Below are 18,375 nucleotides of genomic sequence, written 5' to 3'. Positions count from 1 at the left end.
GTACGAGTTCTCAAAGCGCTGAATCGGAGACGGCGACCGAGCTTACGGACGTCTTATAATGAAGCCAATTCTGCAGAAAATGGCCACTACAGACCGGGGGATTGCGGTCTACCGCTCCTACCTCTAAACATACAAGGGGATTGAAACGCTCGCGTTTGCACATAATCCAAATACATCTCTGTAGGGACTACGTCGAAACCACCCAATACCCCGCAAGGGGATTGAAACACACCACGATCTCTGGCTGAATTATTATTGTCAGGTCGAAACCACCCAATACCCCGAAAGGGGATCTAGAGACTCTTTGGACAGCCGCTGACGTCGCTGTCCCTACTGCGGCAAAAGGAAGGCTGCAAAAGTTTTGTCCATTCCAGTAGGAGAATGGAGAAATCGACATTCCTAATAGCCTCTGATGACTTTCCCCCTGATAAAACTGACGCTGCTTGGCCTTTGTACCGGGCTTCTTGCCGTTCAACTTGCCCTGCCGCTTAATATCACCGAGATGACGCTCGGTTTTCTATCCGTTCGGGCGATCGCCTCTACCCCAGTTTCTCAAGCCGCCATGATTACCCCTCAACAAGCACTAGAGCGCATTTTTACAGCATCTGAAATTCAGGCCAATTGGTTTGCCCCATCCTTTTTACAGCAGATTTCTGTGGCACAACTGGAAGGAGTGCTCAGCCAAGTCACTCAGGGTTTGGGCGACTATCAGGGTGTGGTGGAAACCGAAGCTGGCTTTGACGTGAAGTTTGAACGCGGGACCGTTCCGGCTCAACTTCAACTGGATGGCAATAATCAAATTATCAGTCTCTTTTTCCAGCCAGCCGCCCTACCCCTCAGCCTTGAGCAAGCCACCTCGGCGATTCAGAACGTGCCCTATCCGGCCTCTCTACTGGTCCTTAAAAACAATACCGAGCAAGCGACTGTTAATGCTGATGTCCCCCTCGCGATCGGCTCGGCATTCAAGCTGGCTGTGCTGGCTGCACTTCAGAATCGGATTCAAGCGGGAGAATTATCTTGGGATACGGTTGTTGGGCTTCAACCCGCCTGGAAAAGTTTGCCCAGCGGCATGCTGCAAGATTGGCCAGCAGGGACAGCGCTCACGCTAGACACCTTGGCGACCTTGATGATTGCCATCAGCGACAACACGGCGACGGATGCCCTGATTGACATTGTGGGACGCGAGACCTTGGAAGCGCTCACTCCCCGCAATCAGCCTTTTCTGACCACGCGGGACTTTTTTGCGCTCAAGAATCCAGCCAACGCCGATTGGCTGGAACGCTATCGTCAGGGCAATTTGTCAGAGAAGCGGCAAGTGCTTGAAGCAACGCCGACATTGCCGCTTCCTCAGGAAAGCCTATTTGCGGGCAATCCGGTGAGTCTTGATGTGGAATGGTTTTTCACGGGGCAGGAGCTGTGTCAACTTATGGAACAGGTTGCTCCGCTCTCGGCAATGCGGGTCAATCCAGGGGTAGCAAATCCTGCAAACTGGCAATCTGTTGCGTTTAAGGGCGGATCAGAACCGGGCGTGTTGAATTTGACCACTTGGCTCAAAGATTCAGCCGACAATACCTACTGCATTGTGACCACCTGGAACAATGCTGATCAGGCATTGGACGAGCTGTCCCTGTCCCAGTTTCATCAAGGCATCCTTTCCGGTCTGAAAGACAGTGAAGAAATCGTGCGGCTCTGATCCGTAGGTCCACTAGAATGAGAATCGAGTCTTTGGTGTTTTTATGCCTGCCGCCGCTTCCTTGAAACTACTTGTTGTCGATGATGACCCCATGATGCGGTTGGGCTTAACGGCGGCTCTGAACAACCAGACTGACATGGCGGTAGTGGGTGAGGCCGCTGACGGATGGCAGGGCATTGAGCTAGCGGCTGACCTGAAACCGGATGTGGTGCTCATGGATGTGGGGATGCCAGGAAAGGACGGTATCGAGGCCACTCAGGCCATTAAAGCGGCAACCCCTGATATTCGGATCGTCATGCTGACCTCTCATACCAATGAGACGGAAATTATTGCTGCTCTTTCTGGTGGGGCTGATGCCTACTGCATCAAGGGAACCGATGTAGAAACGCTAGCCAATGCCATTCGAGTTGCGGCCTCAGGTGCGGCTTACCTCGATCCCCAAATTGCTCAAAAGGTGCTTCAGAACCTAACGCCGTCCCGTCCCAAACCCCAAGGTGGAAACGGAGCACTGCTGTCTGCTCGTGAACTCGAAGTGCTGCAACTCATCGTGGAGGGGTTCAACAACACGGAGATCGGTCAGCAGCTCTATCTCAGTCCCAACACGGTCAAAACCTACGTGAAAGGCATCATGAACAAGCTGGTGGTGAGCGATCGCGTTCAAGCAGCCGTTGCAGCCGTCCGCCAGGGATTAGTCGAATAGCCGATGTCCAGATGGGCGAACCTAGCCGCAGGGTGTTGATTGCCATGCCCCTGACTATGCTGGATGTGTTCAATAAGCGTGGTTCTAGCGGTTCTGGAAGAATGGGTTCTCTAGGTCCTATCTGTCGAGTCTGCTAGCACCCAAATGGCTTCAGAATCATGTTTAAAACGATTGGAATGGCTTCAGGTTTGGGGTTGGCTCTAGGGTTAGGACTAGAGGTTTCCCTTTTGTCCAGAGGCCACACATTAGCTCACCCCTCCACCCTGCTCGTGATGCAGGAATCCTCCCTGTCATCACCTTCCACAGCAACCAAAGCGGACAGCACCGTGGCGTCATCTTGGACCACCGCTCCCGCCACGACGATCGCGATGGAGGCCGAACGCTTTAGTCTCAGCAGTTCAGGCGAAAGGCTCTTGACCTCACCCTTTGCGGGCAATGAATTCCAGGTGTGGAATACCCAGACGGGGGAACTGTTGACCGAGGTGAGCAGCGATCGCACGACTCGCTTTGATGCCCTGGCGATTAGCAATGATGGCACTCAGGTTGCCGCCGTTGTGCAAACCGCCCAGACCCAGTTGCTGGAACTCTGGCTTTGGAATATTGATACCGGCGAACCCCTTTGGAAAACACCCCTCGGCACCCTGCAGGGGCAGTTTCGCGATGAAGCGGGCTTTGTCTTTGGTATGTCGCCGCATTTGGCGTTTCGACCCGGTGATGACCTGATTGTCAGCCAAATCTACTTTGGGTTTGATGCGGCTGATCGCCCCAGCGATCTGCAACTCAGTCTCCACGATGTCACATCCGGAGAGGTTGCTCAGACACTAGAAACCCCTTCGAATGATCTCTATTACGACTTTGAGTTCAGTCCTGATGGAACTTTGCTAGCGGGTGTGGTGCTGGGGATTTTTGGTTTAGAGCCGGGAAAAAATAACTCCGTGCAGGTCTGGCAGCTCAGCGATGGTGAGTTGATTCACACGCTCGACTCCGATGGAGATGATGCTCTGTCCAATGCCTTCGGATTTGTCGATATGGTGTTCACGGGGGAGGAGAGTTTAACGGTCCTCGCTCAGCATCTATACGACATTCGCCTGAATACTTGGAACCCACAGACGGGTGAACGAGTTGCCCACACAACGGATCTGCCCTCCATTGATCGCCAAGATCGCGCGGGGCAGCTCAGTCCCGATGGTCGCTATTACTATGTCCGCAGCGATTATACGGGCACTCGCGTGATCAACCTTCGCGATCGCGAAGTCACTGCACTAGAAGGGCTGCACCATCGAGCAGTATTCAGCAACAGCGGCAATACCCTAGCGATCGCCACCCCCGAAACCATTCAAATCTTCTTCAAAGCTGACCCCAAAGAGTGAGGTGCACAACCAGAGTCACCCACTTGGAGGAACCAGTTGTCCTGAAACATAACCAGCTGTAGGTAGGACACCTTAAGGGAAAAGCCTACTGTTGAAATGTCCTGTGGGGCGTAGCCCAAGCTCCTTCAATGTGCCGCCCCACTTATTTCTTCAAGGAACACAATGATGCTGACTGCCGAGCAAGCCAATCTGACCCTGCTTCAGCGCCTCGAAAAACTGATTCCCGATGATCTCTCCAGCGCTAAGGACCTGGTTGCCCGTGACTTTGTTTGGCACTATTTCAACCCTAGCCTGCCGGAACTGGAAGGAGACTATATGGGACTCACGGGTCTGAAGGCATTTTTCGACAAGCTGGGTATGGTCACCAACAACACCTTCAGAGTCGAGACCCACCAAGTGATTCCCGTGGGGGACGAGCTGGTGGTCGTCCATGCGAATCCGATGATGACGTTTGCAGGCGAAACCTTCAAGTTAGACGCGGTGGTTGTTTGGAGAATCGTGGACAATCGCATTGTCGAAGCGTGGGATATTCCGGCAGTCCATAGCGTACGAGAGGCGATCCAAGATTAATGCTTCAACCTGTCGCTCTTTTTGGACAATAATCGGCGGTCACTTGAGGACTATTCTTAATCCTCTGGCAGCACTAGCTAATCCATTAGGACAATGACTGTGAACAATTCACGATGCTTTCATTAGAATTAGAAGCGGTTCAATCTAACGGTAATTCTTCTGAGCGAAATGTCATGATGCGATCACGCTATGCTTTAGTTTTTAGTCCTTTTTTCCTCAGTTCTATCACGACTGATCTGGCAGGAATCGCATCAGCAAAATTAACAGGGTTCAAAGAACCTTCTCAGCTTTCTCTAACCGATATTGCTCAAACTAACCTTGAGCGAATAAGCGATTTTGAGTCGCATTTTCAAGCCTTAAATGCAGAAGGCTCTATTCTGATTTACGATTCCAAAAATGACCAGACCTATCAGTACAATCCTGATCGCAATTTAACGGCTTTTTTACCGGCCTCAACGTTCAAAATCCTTAATTCTTTGATTGCGTTAGAGACTGAAGTTATCTCAAGTGAAATTGCCGTTCTGACTTGGGATGGCATCGAAAGAAGTTTCCCTAGCTGGAACCGCGATCTCAATCTAAAAGAAGCTTTTAAGCTCTCAGCGGTCTGGTTCTATCAGGTTCTGACCCGCAGAATTGGACACGAGCAAATGCAGAATTGGGTGATTCAAGCGGAATATGGCAATCAAACTATTGGCAGCGAAGAGGATATTGATACGTTTTGGTTGAATGGAGAATTGCGAATTACACCGCAAGAACAAATTCAATTTTTGCAACGGTTACATAACAACGACCTACCTTTTTCCCAAAGGACTGTCGCGACGGTTAAAGACATTATGATTATGGAGCAGACGCCTGATTACACGCTGCGAGCGAAAACAGGCTGGGCGCTCGAAGGGCAGGTGGGCTGGTATGTGGGTTATTTGGAGAAAGACCATAACACCTATTTCTTTGCGACCAACATCACGATTAATGATGAAGCTGACTTGAGCGATCGCCTTGAATTAACTCGACGCTGCTTCCAAGAGTTGGGGATTTTGTAGGGTACTGACTTTAGATAATTAGGACTCAATATGAATCAGCTGAACGAACGCTCGGCTCAAGTCTTAAATGGTTTTTTAGGATTAGGCATTACGCTCGGTTTAACGAGTCTGGGTCTCCTGCTGGTTAGGCAATCGGTATTAACTGACCCGGAGCTAAACTTCGATGCTGTTCAATCGCCAATTGTGTTGGGGATTGGTTTAGGTCTTTTGATATTGGCGGGACTTAGCCTGTTGGGATTCACCTTAGTGGAACCGAATCAGGCGCGGGTGCTTTTGCTGCTGGGGTCCTATGCGGGCAGTTTGCGATCGCCTGGTTTTTACTGGGTCATTCCTTACCTGGTGCAGTTGAGGCCCATTTCCCTCAGGGTCCGCAACTTTGCTAGCGATCGTATCAAGGTCAACGATGCTCAAGGCAGCCCGATTGAAATTGCGACGGTTGTGGTGTGGCGAGTGACGGATTCAGCCAAAGCCTTGCTGAACGTGAACGACTTTCTGGGATTCGTGGGCATTCAAAGCGAGGCGGCACTGCGAACGTTGGCGAATCGCTATTCCTACGACAGCTTCGATGAACGATATCAATCCTTCCGAGATGATCCCGATCAAATCTCAAGAACCCTTCAGGAAGATGTCCAGGCCCGTTTGGACGTTGCGGGCGTTGAAGTCCTTGAGGCTAGGCTGACGTATTTAGCCTACGCACCTGAAATTGCTCAGTCCATGTTGAGAAGACAGCAGGCATTGGCGGTTGTGGCGGCCCGAGAGCGCATTGTCGAAGGCGCGTTGGGCATGGTTGAAATTGCCCTAAATGCCCTCAGCAATAAGGATCTGGTTCAACTCAATGAAGAGCGCAAAGCGGCTATGGTCAATAATCTACTCGTGGCCTTGGTTGCTGAAAATGGGATGCAGCCCATCGTCAACACGGGGTCGTTTGCTCAGGGACAGGATCGATTTTAGACCTGCTGGCGCGTCCTTAGGAGATTTCTGGCAATAAATACCTGGCTGTGGTGCATTACGCTGTGCTAATGACACCTGACCAGCGGTCAATTCTTTCCTGGAGATCCCCTTAACAGGCCCATGACAGACCTTCCGGTTTACACCGCGCTGCGGGTCGTTTCCGCTGATAAACGGGGAAGTTCGCGTCCGGTGGTGATTGAAACCAAAGCGGGCTACTTTCTGACAAAGCTGCGGGGAGCCGCCCAGGGTACGCCAGCTCTCATCGCCGAGATCGTCGTTGCCTCGTTAGCTGAGGCTTTGGGGCTTTGGGTGCCCTGTCGATCGCTAATCCTGATCGATGACACCACCCAGAGTGATGTTCACGACGATGAGTTTGAGGATCTGTTTGCGGCCAGCTCTGGTCTTAATTTGGGACTGCAATATTTGGCGGGAGCCACGGACATTCGAGCCGATGAGGCTGAAGCGATCGCCGATGAGGTGGCCTGTTCGATTCTGTGGCTGGATGCCTGGGTGCTGAATTGCGATCGGACGGCTAGAAACCCTAATCTGATGGTCCACCAAGATCAGCTCTGGCTTATTGATCACGGTGCGGCGCTACCGTTTCAGTACGACTGGTCCAAAGTTTCTGAGGCGTCACCTCGGACTACAGAGTATGCTGTTGACCGCCACATCTTTGGCAACAGGGCTGACAATCTCCTGGACTGGGACAACAGACTGGCGGCACGGCTGTCTGTTGAGAACTTGCAGAACACCGTTGCTCAAATCCCTGAGGCTTTTCTCAAGCCCCTACTGCCAGGCGCTCCTGCCGCCGCCATTGAGCGTAGACGACAAGCCTACGCCGCATTTCTCTGGAAGCGCCTCAAATTTCCTCGACCGTTTATGTGATGGGTAAGATTTCACGAACCGGTTGCAAAAGGGCAGGGGGTTGAACTCAGATCTTGCAGTTGTCCCGACATTGCCTGACTGGCTCCCCTGCCCCCCAAATTTGGGGGGTTCTGAGGTCGAAGTCCCCCAGAATTGGGGGATTTGGGGGCAAATGCAGGATGCCGATGTACTAGTGCAAGATCTCAGTTGAACCGACAATAGGCCCCAAAGCTTGAGAACGCCCAGCTGAATACCCTTTCTGCGAGGTCCAGGACGGCGGATTCGTCCTGGTCGGTGGGGGTCTGGGGGAAACACGAAATTTCCCCCAGTCGCCCGCCTTAACGAAGCCGATAGAGCCGCCTTATGATCCACGGAAAGCAGTAGCCAGAAGCCTCATCGTCTAAAGCTTTTGGCGGTATGCATCCAGGGTGAGGGTGGGAGTAGGGTTAGCCTTTGAGACCGCTGCCAGATTCAGTCGGCACAACGTATTGCTGCATCACCACGAAGAAGAGAAGGACAGGCAGAACGGAAATGACGGAGCCAGCCGCAATCAATCGCCAGTCGAGGGAGAAGCTGCCGGCCAGTTTGGCGACGCCGAGGGGAAGCGTATAGTATTCCGGGCGATCGAGCAAAATCAGAGGCCAGAGAAAGTCGCTCCAGGAGCCAATGAAGACGAAAATGGCCAGGGTCACCAGGGCGGGACGGGTGGAGGAGATCATGACATTCCACCAAATGCCTAACTCAGAACAGCCGTCTACGCGGGCGGCTTCTTCTAGCTCTTTGGGGACGCCTAAAAAAGCCTGCCGCATGAGGAAAATGCCAAAGGCTGAGGCGATGAACGGCAAAATTAGTCCCAGATAGCTGTTGCGGAGTCCAAGTTGAACGGCCAGCACGTACAGCGGAATCATCACAATCTGAAAGGGAATCAGAATGGTGGCAACGATCAGCGCAAAGAGAAACCGCTGACCGCGAAAGCGCAGTCTTGCCAGGGGATAGGCCGCCAGCGAACAAAACAGCAGGTTGAGCCCTACGGTCAGCACGGCAACGATGATGCTGTTGACGAAATATTGCCCAAAGGGGTTTTGCTGCCAGACGGTGATGAAATTGTTGAAGGTGGGAGAGGCCGGGATGAACTGCGGCGGAAACTCAAAGATGTTCTCATCCTGGGATTTGAAGGCCGTGCTGATCAGCCAGAGGAGGGGTAGCAGCATCGCCACAGCGATCGCACTCAACAGGCTGTAGGTCATTACTATTTTCGCCCAGCGCGATCGCCACGACCAATAGCGCCGCCAGGCTTTTTCGTCGGGTCCCATGATCGTCATCCCAACTGCACGCCCTGCATCAGCCAAAATCCGGCAAAAGCCTCAGTTTCTGGATTGTCCTGCACCGCCAGAAAGTGAACCTGGTTGGCCCTCGCCTTGGTGGCTTCAAAATTCTGAGCTTCTTTTTGCAGCTCTGGAGTGTTCAGAACAGCCACGACCCAGCTATCAGCACTGCCCGTTTCTAAGATCAGCCGGGACACTTTGCCCGCCTCGATTCGCAGCTCGCTGATCTCCAGCCCGGACAGCCAGCCCGCCATCGGCAAAGCCCGCGACGAAAACATCACCAGACCGGGAACCAGAGTGTCGGGTTCAAGGCCCGCAAAGCGGGTGGGGAAGGCTTCACCAAAGGAGATAGGCCACTCCGGCATATCGGCCAAATCTCCCGCCGGCAGCGTCACCAGTGCCCACTGCTGACCGATCAGCGCATCCGGCAGCGGCTGGGGAGCCGGCGGCGGCGCACCCACACTAGGCGACGGCTTGTCGGTATAGCCCGGCTCATTGGGATAAACTTCGGTCTTGCGGTAGTCCATCCACTGCTTCAACGCCAGCGTGCGGCGACTGGCCTGAACCGGAAGGCCCAAGTCCTCACAGGCGCGGGTGATCATGTTCTGCATGGAGAAGCGGAAGAAGCGAATGCGATCCGGTGGCGTGGGGGCCTGCGCGATCGCTTCTTCAATCGCCTTCTTCAGCTCAATGGAATTGACCTCTGTGTTGGAGAGAAACTTGCTGTAGCGAAACGCCGCCTCCGGGTCCGCATCCACCGTCTGCAAGCCCTCACTGATCAACACTTCCCAACGCTTCTTGTTGTTCTCGTCCAAGATCGGGCGCGAGTAAAAATCAACTTCCCAAACAGTACCCATAGGTTGCGCTCAGCCAGCTACAAACCTGATAGTAGCAGTCAAGGGCCGTAGACATGTGAATGGGGTGGGGAGGGCGATCGTTGGGGAGGCGCAGCCATGCCTGTCCGTACAGGTTTAAATGTGCGCTACGCTCAAGAAGACTGACAGACTCCGAAGAGGTGAGTAGATGGCATCTGTACAGTTTGATATTCCCCAAAAAATCTTTTCGGAGCTGAAAACGCCTCCTGACCAGTTTGCCCAACAGCTACGGTTAGCTGCCGCCATTTATTGGTACCAGAAAGGACAAAGTAACGGTTGTGGGCCTAACGCTCATGTCGGGCGGCGCGGCTTTCTATTTGGCGGGGCGATCGCCCCCTCACCGAATCCCAAGATCGGGTTTTGGATAGCGCGATCGCGATGTGGACAATGGGGACTGCTGCGCTGATCGGTCCGCTGGGGAGCAGTTCGGATGGCAATCAGGACGTGTAGGGATGCAATCAGTGTAGGGACGTCTAGCGCGTCCCTACGCCAAATGACACAGGCTTTCGCCGCCCAGTTCAATCGCGCCGTAGATCATGCCAGAGGTGGAGTGGCCGACGCCGCAGTGCCCATTGCGATCAATAACGATGACACCGCCGAGGCCGTTGACCTTATCCACCAGATAATTAATGCCTGCCGTGGCGGCGGCTTGGGCATCCATCCCTTTGAAGTGCACAAAGTCCGAGACCATCTTGCTGAGGACAGTGCGCTGAAACTGTTCGCCATACCCAGTGGCGGAAACCGCACAGGTTTCGTTATCGGCAAATACGCCAGCGCCCACGATGGGACTATCGCCCACTCGACCCCAGCGCTTGTTAACGATGCCGCCCGTGGAGGTCGCAGCGGCGAGGTTGCCGTTACCGTCGCGGGCAACGGCCCCAATCGTGCCGAGTTTGTGTTGGGGCGTCACGTCTTCGTGATCCAGCATCATGCCACCCGCTTTTTGGGCTTCTCGCCATTGACGAATGCGGGAATCAATCACAAAATAGTTGTCCGTCATAATTTCGACATTGTGGAGGTTGGCAAATTCCCTGGCTCCTTTGCCAATCAGCATGACGTGCTCGCTTTTTTCGAGGACTCGGCGGGCTAGCGCGATCGGATTTTTCACGTTCGTGATGCCTGCCACAGCCCCAGCCTCTAACCCCTGACCATCCATGATGGCCGCATCCATTTCGACTTCGCCATACTCGTTCAGCACAGAGCCGCGACCCGCATTGTAGAGCGGATCATCTTCTAAATGAACGGCGCAGTATTCTACTGCATCCAGTGCCGTTCCACCTGACACCAGGACCTGCCGCCCCCCCTCCAAAATGCGCTGCATACTCTGCATGAAATCTGATTCATTCCCCTCGCGTCGGATGTGCTGCAATGCACCAGCGCCACCGTGAATCATGAGGGAAAAATTGTCAGATATCATAACTATTAAGGAAAAATTCAGGCAGCAAGTATTTGAAGTTACCACACTTATAATGTTTATGCGCTAAGCAGCGCTTCACCCTTTATGTGGCACTGTCATGATCACGCTTGACCAAGACTTCTGTTTCAAGGCAACATTATCGGACTATGCGATCGCGGAAGCCAGAACCTTCCAAGTTCGCACAGAGTTAATGCTGGCTTTACAACAGGCCATTCAACAGCATGGATGGACGCCAGAAGAAGCCGCTGAATCTTTGAAGCAAACCCTTCCTCGAATGCAAAACTTGATGAATGGAGAAGTCAGCCGTTTCAGCATTGAACAACTCATTCAGCTCCTGTCTTTAGTTGGGCGACAAGTTCAAATCTCCGTCGCTACTTAACGATTCAGCCCTCGATACTGCAATTCTACGAAGCTTTCTTTTCATAAATGGCTACAAACGCTCCTTTTAGGGGCGTTTTTTGTTATGAAATCCTGACTCTTGGACCGGCGTTCTAAACTTTAATCCCTATTATGGTCCCCTTAAGAGATTACTCTCTTAACCTAAAGTTTAGTTCCTGTCACAAAGGTATCTGAACTGACTTGAAACGGATAGGTATCGTATTTTCATCTAGTTAGGCAGCTGTTCTTGCCCATTCCAACGTCTCTAGTTGTTCGTTTTTTTGGCCCCCTATGAAGATCTACAACCACGACATCACTCACTACACTCATGATTGCAATGCAGGCAACGAACTTTATGCTGGGCGAGCACTGGGCCTCACCGCTCCCGACGATAAGATTCAACTGCCGGAAGCGCTGAAATCTGAGTGGAGCGCGATCGCAGCTCACTATGCTCAAGTGGGGCTAAACCACACTCATGATGTCATCTGGGATATCTCAATTCCAGAGATGGATCAGCATCCTGACCACGAAATCAGCGTTTACTTTTTTGGCGATGTCATGAGTCCTCACGACACCTATCGGCAGCTTTTCGAGAAATGGGACGCTCGTTTTCATCAGGTGGTTGAACACATTAATTCCAAGAACCACTTCATTCGTTTAGCCGAGGAGTTGAATATTCCAGTTCCTAAAACCTTGCGTTTTGACAATCTAGCCGCTGCCAAAGCTAGTAACGACATCACGTTTCCCTGCTTTGTCAAACCTGCCGTTTCGGATCACGGCTTTGGTATCACTCGCTGTGACAATGAAGCTGACCTGAAAGACGCTTTTGCCCACTGCGGACCTAACGACCCGCTCCAGATTCAAGAAGAAGTCAACGCCACTGCCTTTTTAAATTTGCAGTACGAAGTGACCCATGAGGGCGTTCATCCGGTCCTGGCCTCGGAGCAAATTCTAGAGGGCTGCGTCCATTTGGGAAATCGGTATCCAGCCAGCCATGAACCGTGGGACGAAATCACAACGTTCGCCACCTGGATGGGGGACCACGGCATGAAGGGTATTTTTGCCGTTGATGTGGCTGTTTGCCCGGCAGGAACTGACACGCGCTATGTCGCGATCGAATGTAATCCCCGCTTTAACGGCTCGTCCTACCCCACTATCATCGCTAAACAGTTGGGCATCCCGGCTTGGAGCAGCGTCACCTATGCAACCCCCTTGCGATCGCTCAAAGAAATCGATCTGGAGGGCATTACCTTCGACGCGACAACCGGGAAAGGCGTCATTCTGATCAATTGGGGCACTATCAAGGTCGGCAAAATTGCTGTACTGCTAGCAGGCAGCGAAGCCGAGCAAGCCGAACTGGGTCAGGAATTGAAAGCACGCCTGAAGCTGTAGACGGTTCTCTAGCCTGAGCCCCTAAGCTGCGGCAGCTTCCTCTTGCAGTAGGGGATCAAGCCTTCCTTGGGCATCAAGCGAATACAGATCATCACAGCCGCCAACGTGCTGATTGTTGATGAAAATTTGGGGGACCGTCTTGCGACCGTTGGCCCGTTCTGCCATGCGAACACGAGCACCACCATCCCCATCAATTTTGTATTCTGTGTAATCAACGCCCTTCCACCACAGCAGCAGCTTGGCACGAATGCAGTAGGGACAAGTTTGCCAGGTGTAAATTTCAACGTTGGCACGCACGTCATCCGAGCGACGGTCAAAGAATCGATTGAAGAAAGACAGCATGGTCAATTCAGAAGTGTTTAGGCTTTGACGCTAGTGTGACACATCTCAGACCACGCCCACCCCAAGCCCTATTCCCTATGCCCATACAGACAAAAAAGCGGATGGCGATCGCCATCCGTCTTTCCTTGCTAGCCGGAGCAAGCTTGTAGCCTAAGCCAAAAACAGAGAGGCAAAGACAATCATGCCTCTCTGTTCTGTTGAACTTACTTATTCTCAGGCTCAGTAAATTCAGCGTCGATGACATCATCGCCACCATCAGAGCTACCGCCAGCAGCAGCATCTTCAGGAGCACCACCTGCCGCTGCGTCAGCTGCACCTGCCTGTTGATACAGATTAGCGCTCACGCTGTAGAGAGCCTGCTGAAGCTCAGTCGTTACGGACTTCATCTTGTCGTAATCATCCGCTGCAACAGCCTCCTTGAGAGCCTTAATTTGCTCGTCAATCTTGGCCTTCTCATCAGCAGGAACCTTGTCACCAAGCTCCTCAATCTGCTTCTCTGCCTGGTAAGATAGCGTGTCAGCTTGGTTCTTGAGGTCGATCTTCTCACGACGCTCTTTGTCTGCCGCCGCGTTGACTTCAGCGTCCTTAACCATGCGATCCACCTCATTGTCATCCAGGGTGGACGCTCCGGTGATGCTGATAGACTGCTCTTTGCCCGTGCCCTTGTCCTTCGCAGTCACGCTCAAGATACCATTGGCGTCAATGTCGAAGATGACTTCAATTTGAGGCACACCACGGGGAGCCGGGGGAATCCCATCCAGACGGAAGGTACCCAAGCTCTTGTTGTCGTTCGACATTTCCCGCTCACCCTGGAGCACGTGAATCTCGACATTCGTCTGGCCATCCACTGCTGTGGAGAAGGTCTCAGACTTCTTCGTCGGCACTGTCGTGTTCCGAGGAATCAGCTTAGTCATAACGCCACCCAGAGTCTCAACCCCCAGAGACAAGGGCGTCACGTCTAGTAGCAGAATGTCCTTCACTTCACCCGCCAGGACACCGCCCTGAATCGCAGCCCCAATAGCGACGACTTCGTCAGGGTTGACGGTCTGGTTTGGTGCTTTGCCCAGAATCTTCTTAACGACTTCCTGAACCGCAGGGATGCGAGTAGAACCACCCACCAGAACCACCTCGTCGATGTTCTCCTTGTTCAGCTTGGCATCCTTAAGGGCCTGCTCAACGGGGATCCGACAGCGATCGATCAGGTCAGCAACTAGCTCCTCAAATTTTGCCCGAGTCAGGGTCATTTCTAAGTGCTTAGGACCGTCCTGAGTTGCCGTGATGAAGGGCAAGTTAATTTCAGATTGTCCAGTGCTGGACAGCTCAATCTTCGCTTTCTCAGCTGCCTCAGTCAAACGTTGCAGCGCTTGCTTGTCTTTCCGTAAGTCAATGCCTTCATTGCGCTGGAACTCTTCAGCTAGGTAGTCCACGATCTTCTTATCGAAGTCGTCACCCCCTAAGTGAGTGTCACCAGAAGTCGCCAGGACTTCAAAGACACCGTCACCGACCTCCAGGATGGAGACGTCGAACGTACCACCCCCTAAGTCAAAGACAAGAATCGTTTCGTTACTCTTCTTGTCCAAACCGTAGGCGAGGGACGCCGCAGTCGGCTCGTTGATAATTCGTAGAACTTCTAGACCCGCGATTTTGCCTGCGTCTTTAGTCGCCTGTCGCTGAGAGTCATTGAAGTAGGCAGGAACCGTAATAACGGCCTGAGTGACTGGCTCACCAAGATATTTGCTGGCGTCATCCGCAAGCTTGCGGAGTACCTGTGCAGAGATTTCTTCAGGCGCAAACTGTTTGCCTGCCTGAGGACAATCCAGCTTGACGTTGTTACCAACGTTCAGCACTTTGTAGGCAACTTCGGTAGACTCAGTACCGACTTCATCAAAGCGACGACCAATGAATCGCTTAACAGAGTAGAAGGTATTTTCAGGGTTCATTACTGCGCCACGCTTGGCGATTTGGCCGACTAGGCGATCGCCATTCTTCGCGTAGGACACAACCGACGGAGTTGTCCGAAACCCTTCAGCATTTGCAATAACAGTAGGTTGGCCCCCTTCCATAACGGCCACTACTGAGTTGGTGGTTCCTAGATCAATACCAACAACCTTTCCCATAGATTTTGCTCCGGCTTAACAGCTATATACAGTGTGCTTGCTATGCCTAAATCTCTGTAGGGGGGGATACCGAACTAACCAGGGTGAGGAACCTGCAAGGGCTAAGACGCAGTGATGTTAGCAACGCGCTCTTCTGTCAGTCGCGTTGAAACGTCTAGAAGTTTTCTAAAAAGAAAAATACCCGGCTGTGGTGCATTACGCTGCTCTGATGACACCCTACCAGCAATCAATTCTTTCTTGGAGATTCCCTCTTAACACCAAGAGGCCCGAAATATTACCCGCTGCGTCAACCCGCTGCATCACGAACTCGCTATCAGTTTCGCGCACCAAGCCAGATGCATCTGAAAGCAAAACTTCTAAAAATCCGCCTCAGTATCCAACCAGACCTTTACCGATTGGGCCATATTTGTTCTCTGTATTTGAACTAATCTATTTATAGCTTCTATGAATTTCTGTTCGCATTGGGATTAAGAACGAATTTTTGACTAAGTTACTGATTAAAGCTTTACCTACTGGACATTTCTATGACCTCCCCTGGAACAGCGCGATCGCTAACGCCTGAGCTGATTCGACAGCTTTTGGACAGCGATGCTCGGGCAGAGATGTCTTCAGACTATGTGCGGCTGATGGAAATTTACTGCGTCGTGAAAGCGGGCGGAGTGGCTGCTCAAATTGCCGTTGCGCGTCAGCTTCAGGACACTGAGCAGTCAATGCTGCGGCAGGAAATCAACGCTCTGGTCAACCAAACTGAGATGAGTAGCCGAGTACGGGCACTGCGCCAAGAAATACAGGAGTTGGAGTATTCCATTAATAGTCGGGTGTCGTACCTGCAAAGCATCAACGCCCAGGAAGAAACCAATGTCCGCAGCTGCATCTCCATCATTGACAACTATTTTGCTAATTTAGGCAATCGCTCATCAACCCGTCATGAATGAAGCAACGACGGCTGATGTTATCGTCATTGGCAGCGGCATTGGTGGATTGGTAGCAGGGGCTTTGCTGGCGCGTTATGGCAAACGGGTCATTATCTGTGAGAGCCACACGATTCCTGGAGGAGCGGCCCACGGTTTTGAGCGGCAAGGCTTTAAATTCGATTCTGGCCCGTCCTTTTTCTCTGGTCTAGGGGATCCCGTTTCGCGGAATCCGCTGCGGCAGGTGCTGGATGTGCTGGAAGAATCGGTGTCGGCGATCGCCTACGAGCCACTCGGTCACTATCATCTGCCTGAAGGCACTTTGCCTATCTACCGCAAACTTGCCGATTATCAGCGAGAAGTGGCCCGGTTCACGCCTCAAGGAGCAAAAGAACTGGGGGCGTTCGTGCAGCGGCTCTATGATCTATACGAGCCACTGAAACAGATTCCCGCTCTGGGATTGCGCCCTGATTTGGGTGTCGTCCCCTTCTTGCTGCGCTATCCGGCTGCCCTGCTGCGTCTGCTGCCCCAGCTCGGAGCCGTGCAGCAATCCGTTGGCACTATCTTGGATCGCACGGTTCAGGATCCCTGGGTGCGTCAGCTGGTCGATTTGGAGTGCTTTCTGCTGTCAGGATTAAAGGCCCACGGCACGATCGCCCCAGAAGTTGCCTTCGTCTTTGGGGAACGAGAAACAGCCTCTGTTGATTATCCCCAAGGCGGTAGCGAAGCGTTGATCAATGCCCTTGTCCGAGGGTTGAAAAAGTGGAGTGGTGAACTGCGGTTGGGAACCCACGTAGAGCAGATTCAGGTCCAGGGAGGACGAGCAACGGGCGTCACGTTACGGAAAGGCGGTACCCTTCAGGCTCCCGTCATCATTTCCAACGCGACTCTCTGGGATACCTACGCTCAGCTGCTCCAGCCTGAAGACCTGCCTGCTCGTTTTCGTCAGGAGGCCCTATCCACTCCGGCGGTCGATAGCTTCATGCATCTCCATTTGGGCATTGACGGCACCGGACTGGAGCACTTGACGGTGCATCATGTCGTTGTTCACAGCCGATCTCGCGATTTGACCGCCCCCGGCAACACCTGCATGATTTCGATTCCTTCGGTGCTCGATCCAAAGCTGGCTCCGGCAGGGAAACATGTCGTTCATGCCTATACGCTAGAGCCTTGGACCGGATGGCAACGGGATGACGCCTACTCAGCCCGAAAACGGGAACGAGCTGAATCGCTCTACTGCGCTTTGGAGAAAGTCATTCCCGATATTCGCGATCGCATCGACGTTGAGCTGATTGGTACACCGCTGACCCATCAGCGCTACCTCAGACGCTATCAGGGCACCTATGGAGCCGCGATCGAAGCCAGTACAGGGCTATTCCCGAATGGCAAGACCCCAATCTCAGGACTATTGCGAGTGGGAGATTCAACCCTACCTGGGATTGGCGTTCCCGCAGTTGCCGCTTCCGGCATACTCTGTGCCAACTCGTTGGTGACACCTTCGCAGACGGTCGCTTTAATGTCCGCCTTGACCTCTGGTCGCTCACAGTAACTTTCAATGAGCTGTTGACGAGCAATGGTGATTTCCATGGAAACGTCTGAATCAGGTGATATAGCCTCAAAATTGGCTAGCTCTGCCATGGGCTGATCTGCCATTAGACTGTTCGCCTGGGGTGTTTCAACGGGAGCACTGATTGCCCCGGTCGGCAGAGGTAGTGCCGCAAACAAGGCACTGTCGGAAGTATCAGGTGTCGCCGCAGGTCTGGGTGCTGTCGCAGTTTCAGGTGCGGTGGTAGTTGCAGACGCTGCTGCAGGTCGAGGGGTAGCCGAAGTGCGAATGGACACTTCACTGGAGTTCACAGAGGCAGACGTCTGTCGTCTGGACTGATTGGTTGGCACCTGAGCTACTTGAGAGGCTTGAGCGGTGCCGCCAAAGGCCGGTCCAGAGGTTGACTGCTCGGGCTGAGGGGAGACAACGGATTCGAGAGAAGAGGAGAGTGCGATCGCTGAGGCACTGGTGCTATCAATGGCTTGGGGCAAGGGGGGCAGGTCGGGCAAGGGCTGCGTGGCCTCAGCGCGATAGGCAACAATGGTTTCTGGAACGCTCTCCGGGGAAGATGCACTCTGGTCTACGCCTAACATCGCGGCCAAATCGATCTTCTCGACAGGATAGTCGGCAGGATTATAGGACGCTGGGTCATATCCTCTCAGCTCACCCAGCTTGGACATTCGAGGGGTGTCCGGCATGGGCGGCAAGGCTACGGTTGGCTCATGCTCTGGGAATTCTTGGCTGAGAGCTTCCAGCGAAAACTTAGCGCTACTGGCAACGTCACTGCTGGAGTCAGGTTCAGGTTCAGGCCCTGGCTCTTGCCCCTGGGGGAGTTGAGCTAAGTTGTAGGCGGTCAGCGTGACGAGACTACTACAGGAAAAAAG

At 52.9% G+C, this 18,375-nt stretch carries 17 protein-coding genes; 12 read left to right on the top strand and 5 right to left on the bottom strand.

Annotated elements, in window-relative coordinates; genetic code table 11:
* Positions 1-412: 412 nt before the first annotated feature.
* From PN498_RS01045 to PN498_RS01015, 7 genes are all read left to right on the top strand, one after another.
* On the top strand, positions 413-1,693 hold the full coding sequence (locus tag PN498_RS01045; protein WP_272060814.1) for a serine hydrolase: 1,281 nt from the start codon (positions 413-415) through the stop codon (positions 1,691-1,693).
* Positions 1,694-1,754: 61 nt separating this feature from the next.
* Positions 1,755-2,393: a response regulator transcription factor gene (locus tag PN498_RS01040; RefSeq protein ID WP_334312208.1), complete on the top strand. Its 639-nt coding sequence runs from the start codon at positions 1,755-1,757 to the stop codon at positions 2,391-2,393.
* 158 nt (positions 2,394-2,551) lie between these two features.
* Positions 2,552-3,763 carry a WD40 repeat domain-containing protein gene (locus PN498_RS01035; protein WP_272060812.1) on the top strand — a complete coding sequence of 404 codons (1,212 nt, stop codon included), beginning with the start codon at positions 2,552-2,554 and terminating at the stop codon, positions 3,761-3,763.
* Positions 3,764-3,925: 162 nt separating this feature from the next.
* Positions 3,926-4,333, top strand: coding sequence for a nuclear transport factor 2 family protein (locus tag PN498_RS01030; protein ID WP_272060811.1), 408 nt, complete (start codon positions 3,926-3,928; stop codon positions 4,331-4,333).
* 113 nt (positions 4,334-4,446) lie between these two features.
* Complete coding sequence (gene blaOXA, locus PN498_RS01025) at positions 4,447-5,373, top strand: class D beta-lactamase (protein ID WP_334312207.1); 927 nt, start codon at positions 4,447-4,449, stop codon at positions 5,371-5,373.
* Between the two features lie 30 nt (positions 5,374-5,403).
* Positions 5,404-6,324 (top strand): SPFH domain-containing protein, encoded by a 921-nt coding sequence (locus PN498_RS01020; protein ID WP_272060810.1) that lies wholly within the window; start codon positions 5,404-5,406, stop codon positions 6,322-6,324.
* A 120-nt stretch (positions 6,325-6,444) separates the two neighbouring features.
* Positions 6,445-7,209 carry a HipA family kinase gene (locus tag PN498_RS01015; protein WP_272060809.1) on the top strand — a complete coding sequence of 255 codons (765 nt, stop codon included), beginning with the start codon at positions 6,445-6,447 and terminating at the stop codon, positions 7,207-7,209.
* A gap of 425 nt (positions 7,210-7,634) precedes the next feature.
* On the opposite strand, the gene PN498_RS01010 is transcribed toward PN498_RS01015, so the two are convergent.
* Together PN498_RS01010 and PN498_RS01005 are read right to left on the bottom strand one after the other, a co-directional pair.
* On the bottom strand, positions 7,635-8,501 hold the full coding sequence (locus PN498_RS01010; protein ID WP_272060808.1) for a carbohydrate ABC transporter permease: 867 nt from the start codon (positions 8,499-8,501) through the stop codon (positions 7,635-7,637).
* A gap of 5 nt (positions 8,502-8,506) precedes the next feature.
* Positions 8,507-9,370 carry a Tab2/Atab2 family RNA-binding protein gene (locus PN498_RS01005; protein WP_272060807.1) on the bottom strand — a complete coding sequence of 288 codons (864 nt, stop codon included), beginning with the start codon at positions 9,368-9,370 and terminating at the stop codon, positions 8,507-8,509.
* 166 nt (positions 9,371-9,536) lie between these two features.
* Between PN498_RS01005 and PN498_RS01000 the strand changes: the two genes are divergently transcribed.
* Entirely contained in the window at positions 9,537-9,794 is a 258-nt protein-coding gene (locus PN498_RS01000) for a UPF0175 family protein (protein WP_272060806.1), read from the top strand.
* A 78-nt stretch (positions 9,795-9,872) separates the two neighbouring features.
* Here the strand turns inward: PN498_RS01000 and PN498_RS00995 are convergent, their stop codons facing one another.
* A complete protein-coding gene (locus PN498_RS00995) occupies positions 9,873-10,805 on the bottom strand; it encodes an isoaspartyl peptidase/L-asparaginase family protein (RefSeq protein WP_272060805.1) in 933 nt (310 codons plus the stop codon).
* Between the two features lie 97 nt (positions 10,806-10,902).
* Between PN498_RS00995 and PN498_RS00990 the strand changes: the two genes are divergently transcribed.
* Positions 10,903-11,184, top strand: coding sequence for a helix-turn-helix domain-containing protein (locus PN498_RS00990; protein ID WP_272060804.1), 282 nt, complete (start codon positions 10,903-10,905; stop codon positions 11,182-11,184).
* Between the two features lie 290 nt (positions 11,185-11,474).
* Positions 11,475-12,575 (top strand): ATP-grasp domain-containing protein, encoded by a 1,101-nt coding sequence (locus tag PN498_RS00985; RefSeq protein WP_272060803.1) that lies wholly within the window; start codon positions 11,475-11,477, stop codon positions 12,573-12,575.
* A 21-nt stretch (positions 12,576-12,596) separates the two neighbouring features.
* On the opposite strand, the gene grxC is transcribed toward PN498_RS00985, so the two are convergent.
* Both grxC and dnaK read right to left on the bottom strand, forming a co-directional pair.
* Positions 12,597-12,917, bottom strand: a complete 321-nt coding sequence (gene grxC, locus PN498_RS00980) for a glutaredoxin 3 (RefSeq protein ID WP_272060802.1) — start codon at positions 12,915-12,917, stop codon at positions 12,597-12,599.
* 203 nt (positions 12,918-13,120) lie between these two features.
* Positions 13,121-15,034, bottom strand: a complete 1,914-nt coding sequence (gene dnaK / locus PN498_RS00975; RefSeq protein WP_272060801.1) for a molecular chaperone DnaK — start codon at positions 15,032-15,034, stop codon at positions 13,121-13,123.
* Between the two features lie 524 nt (positions 15,035-15,558).
* Between dnaK and PN498_RS00970 the strand changes: the two genes are divergently transcribed.
* Both PN498_RS00970 and PN498_RS00965 read left to right on the top strand, forming a co-directional pair.
* Positions 15,559-15,969 carry a hypothetical protein gene (locus tag PN498_RS00970; RefSeq protein WP_272060800.1) on the top strand — a complete coding sequence of 137 codons (411 nt, stop codon included), beginning with the start codon at positions 15,559-15,561 and terminating at the stop codon, positions 15,967-15,969.
* Complete coding sequence (locus PN498_RS00965) at positions 15,962-17,494, top strand: phytoene desaturase family protein (protein ID WP_272060799.1); 1,533 nt, start codon at positions 15,962-15,964, stop codon at positions 17,492-17,494. Before PN498_RS00970 ends, PN498_RS00965 begins: the two co-directional genes overlap by 8 nt.
* Positions 17,495-18,375 lie beyond the last annotated feature (881 nt).

This window comes from Oscillatoria sp. CS-180, from assembly GCF_028330965.1.
GTDB lineage: Bacteria > Cyanobacteriota > Cyanobacteriia > Phormidesmidales > Phormidesmidaceae > Halomicronema.
The sequence above is the reverse complement of the archived record's forward strand: the minus strand, read 5'-3'. Positions and strand labels throughout refer to the sequence as shown.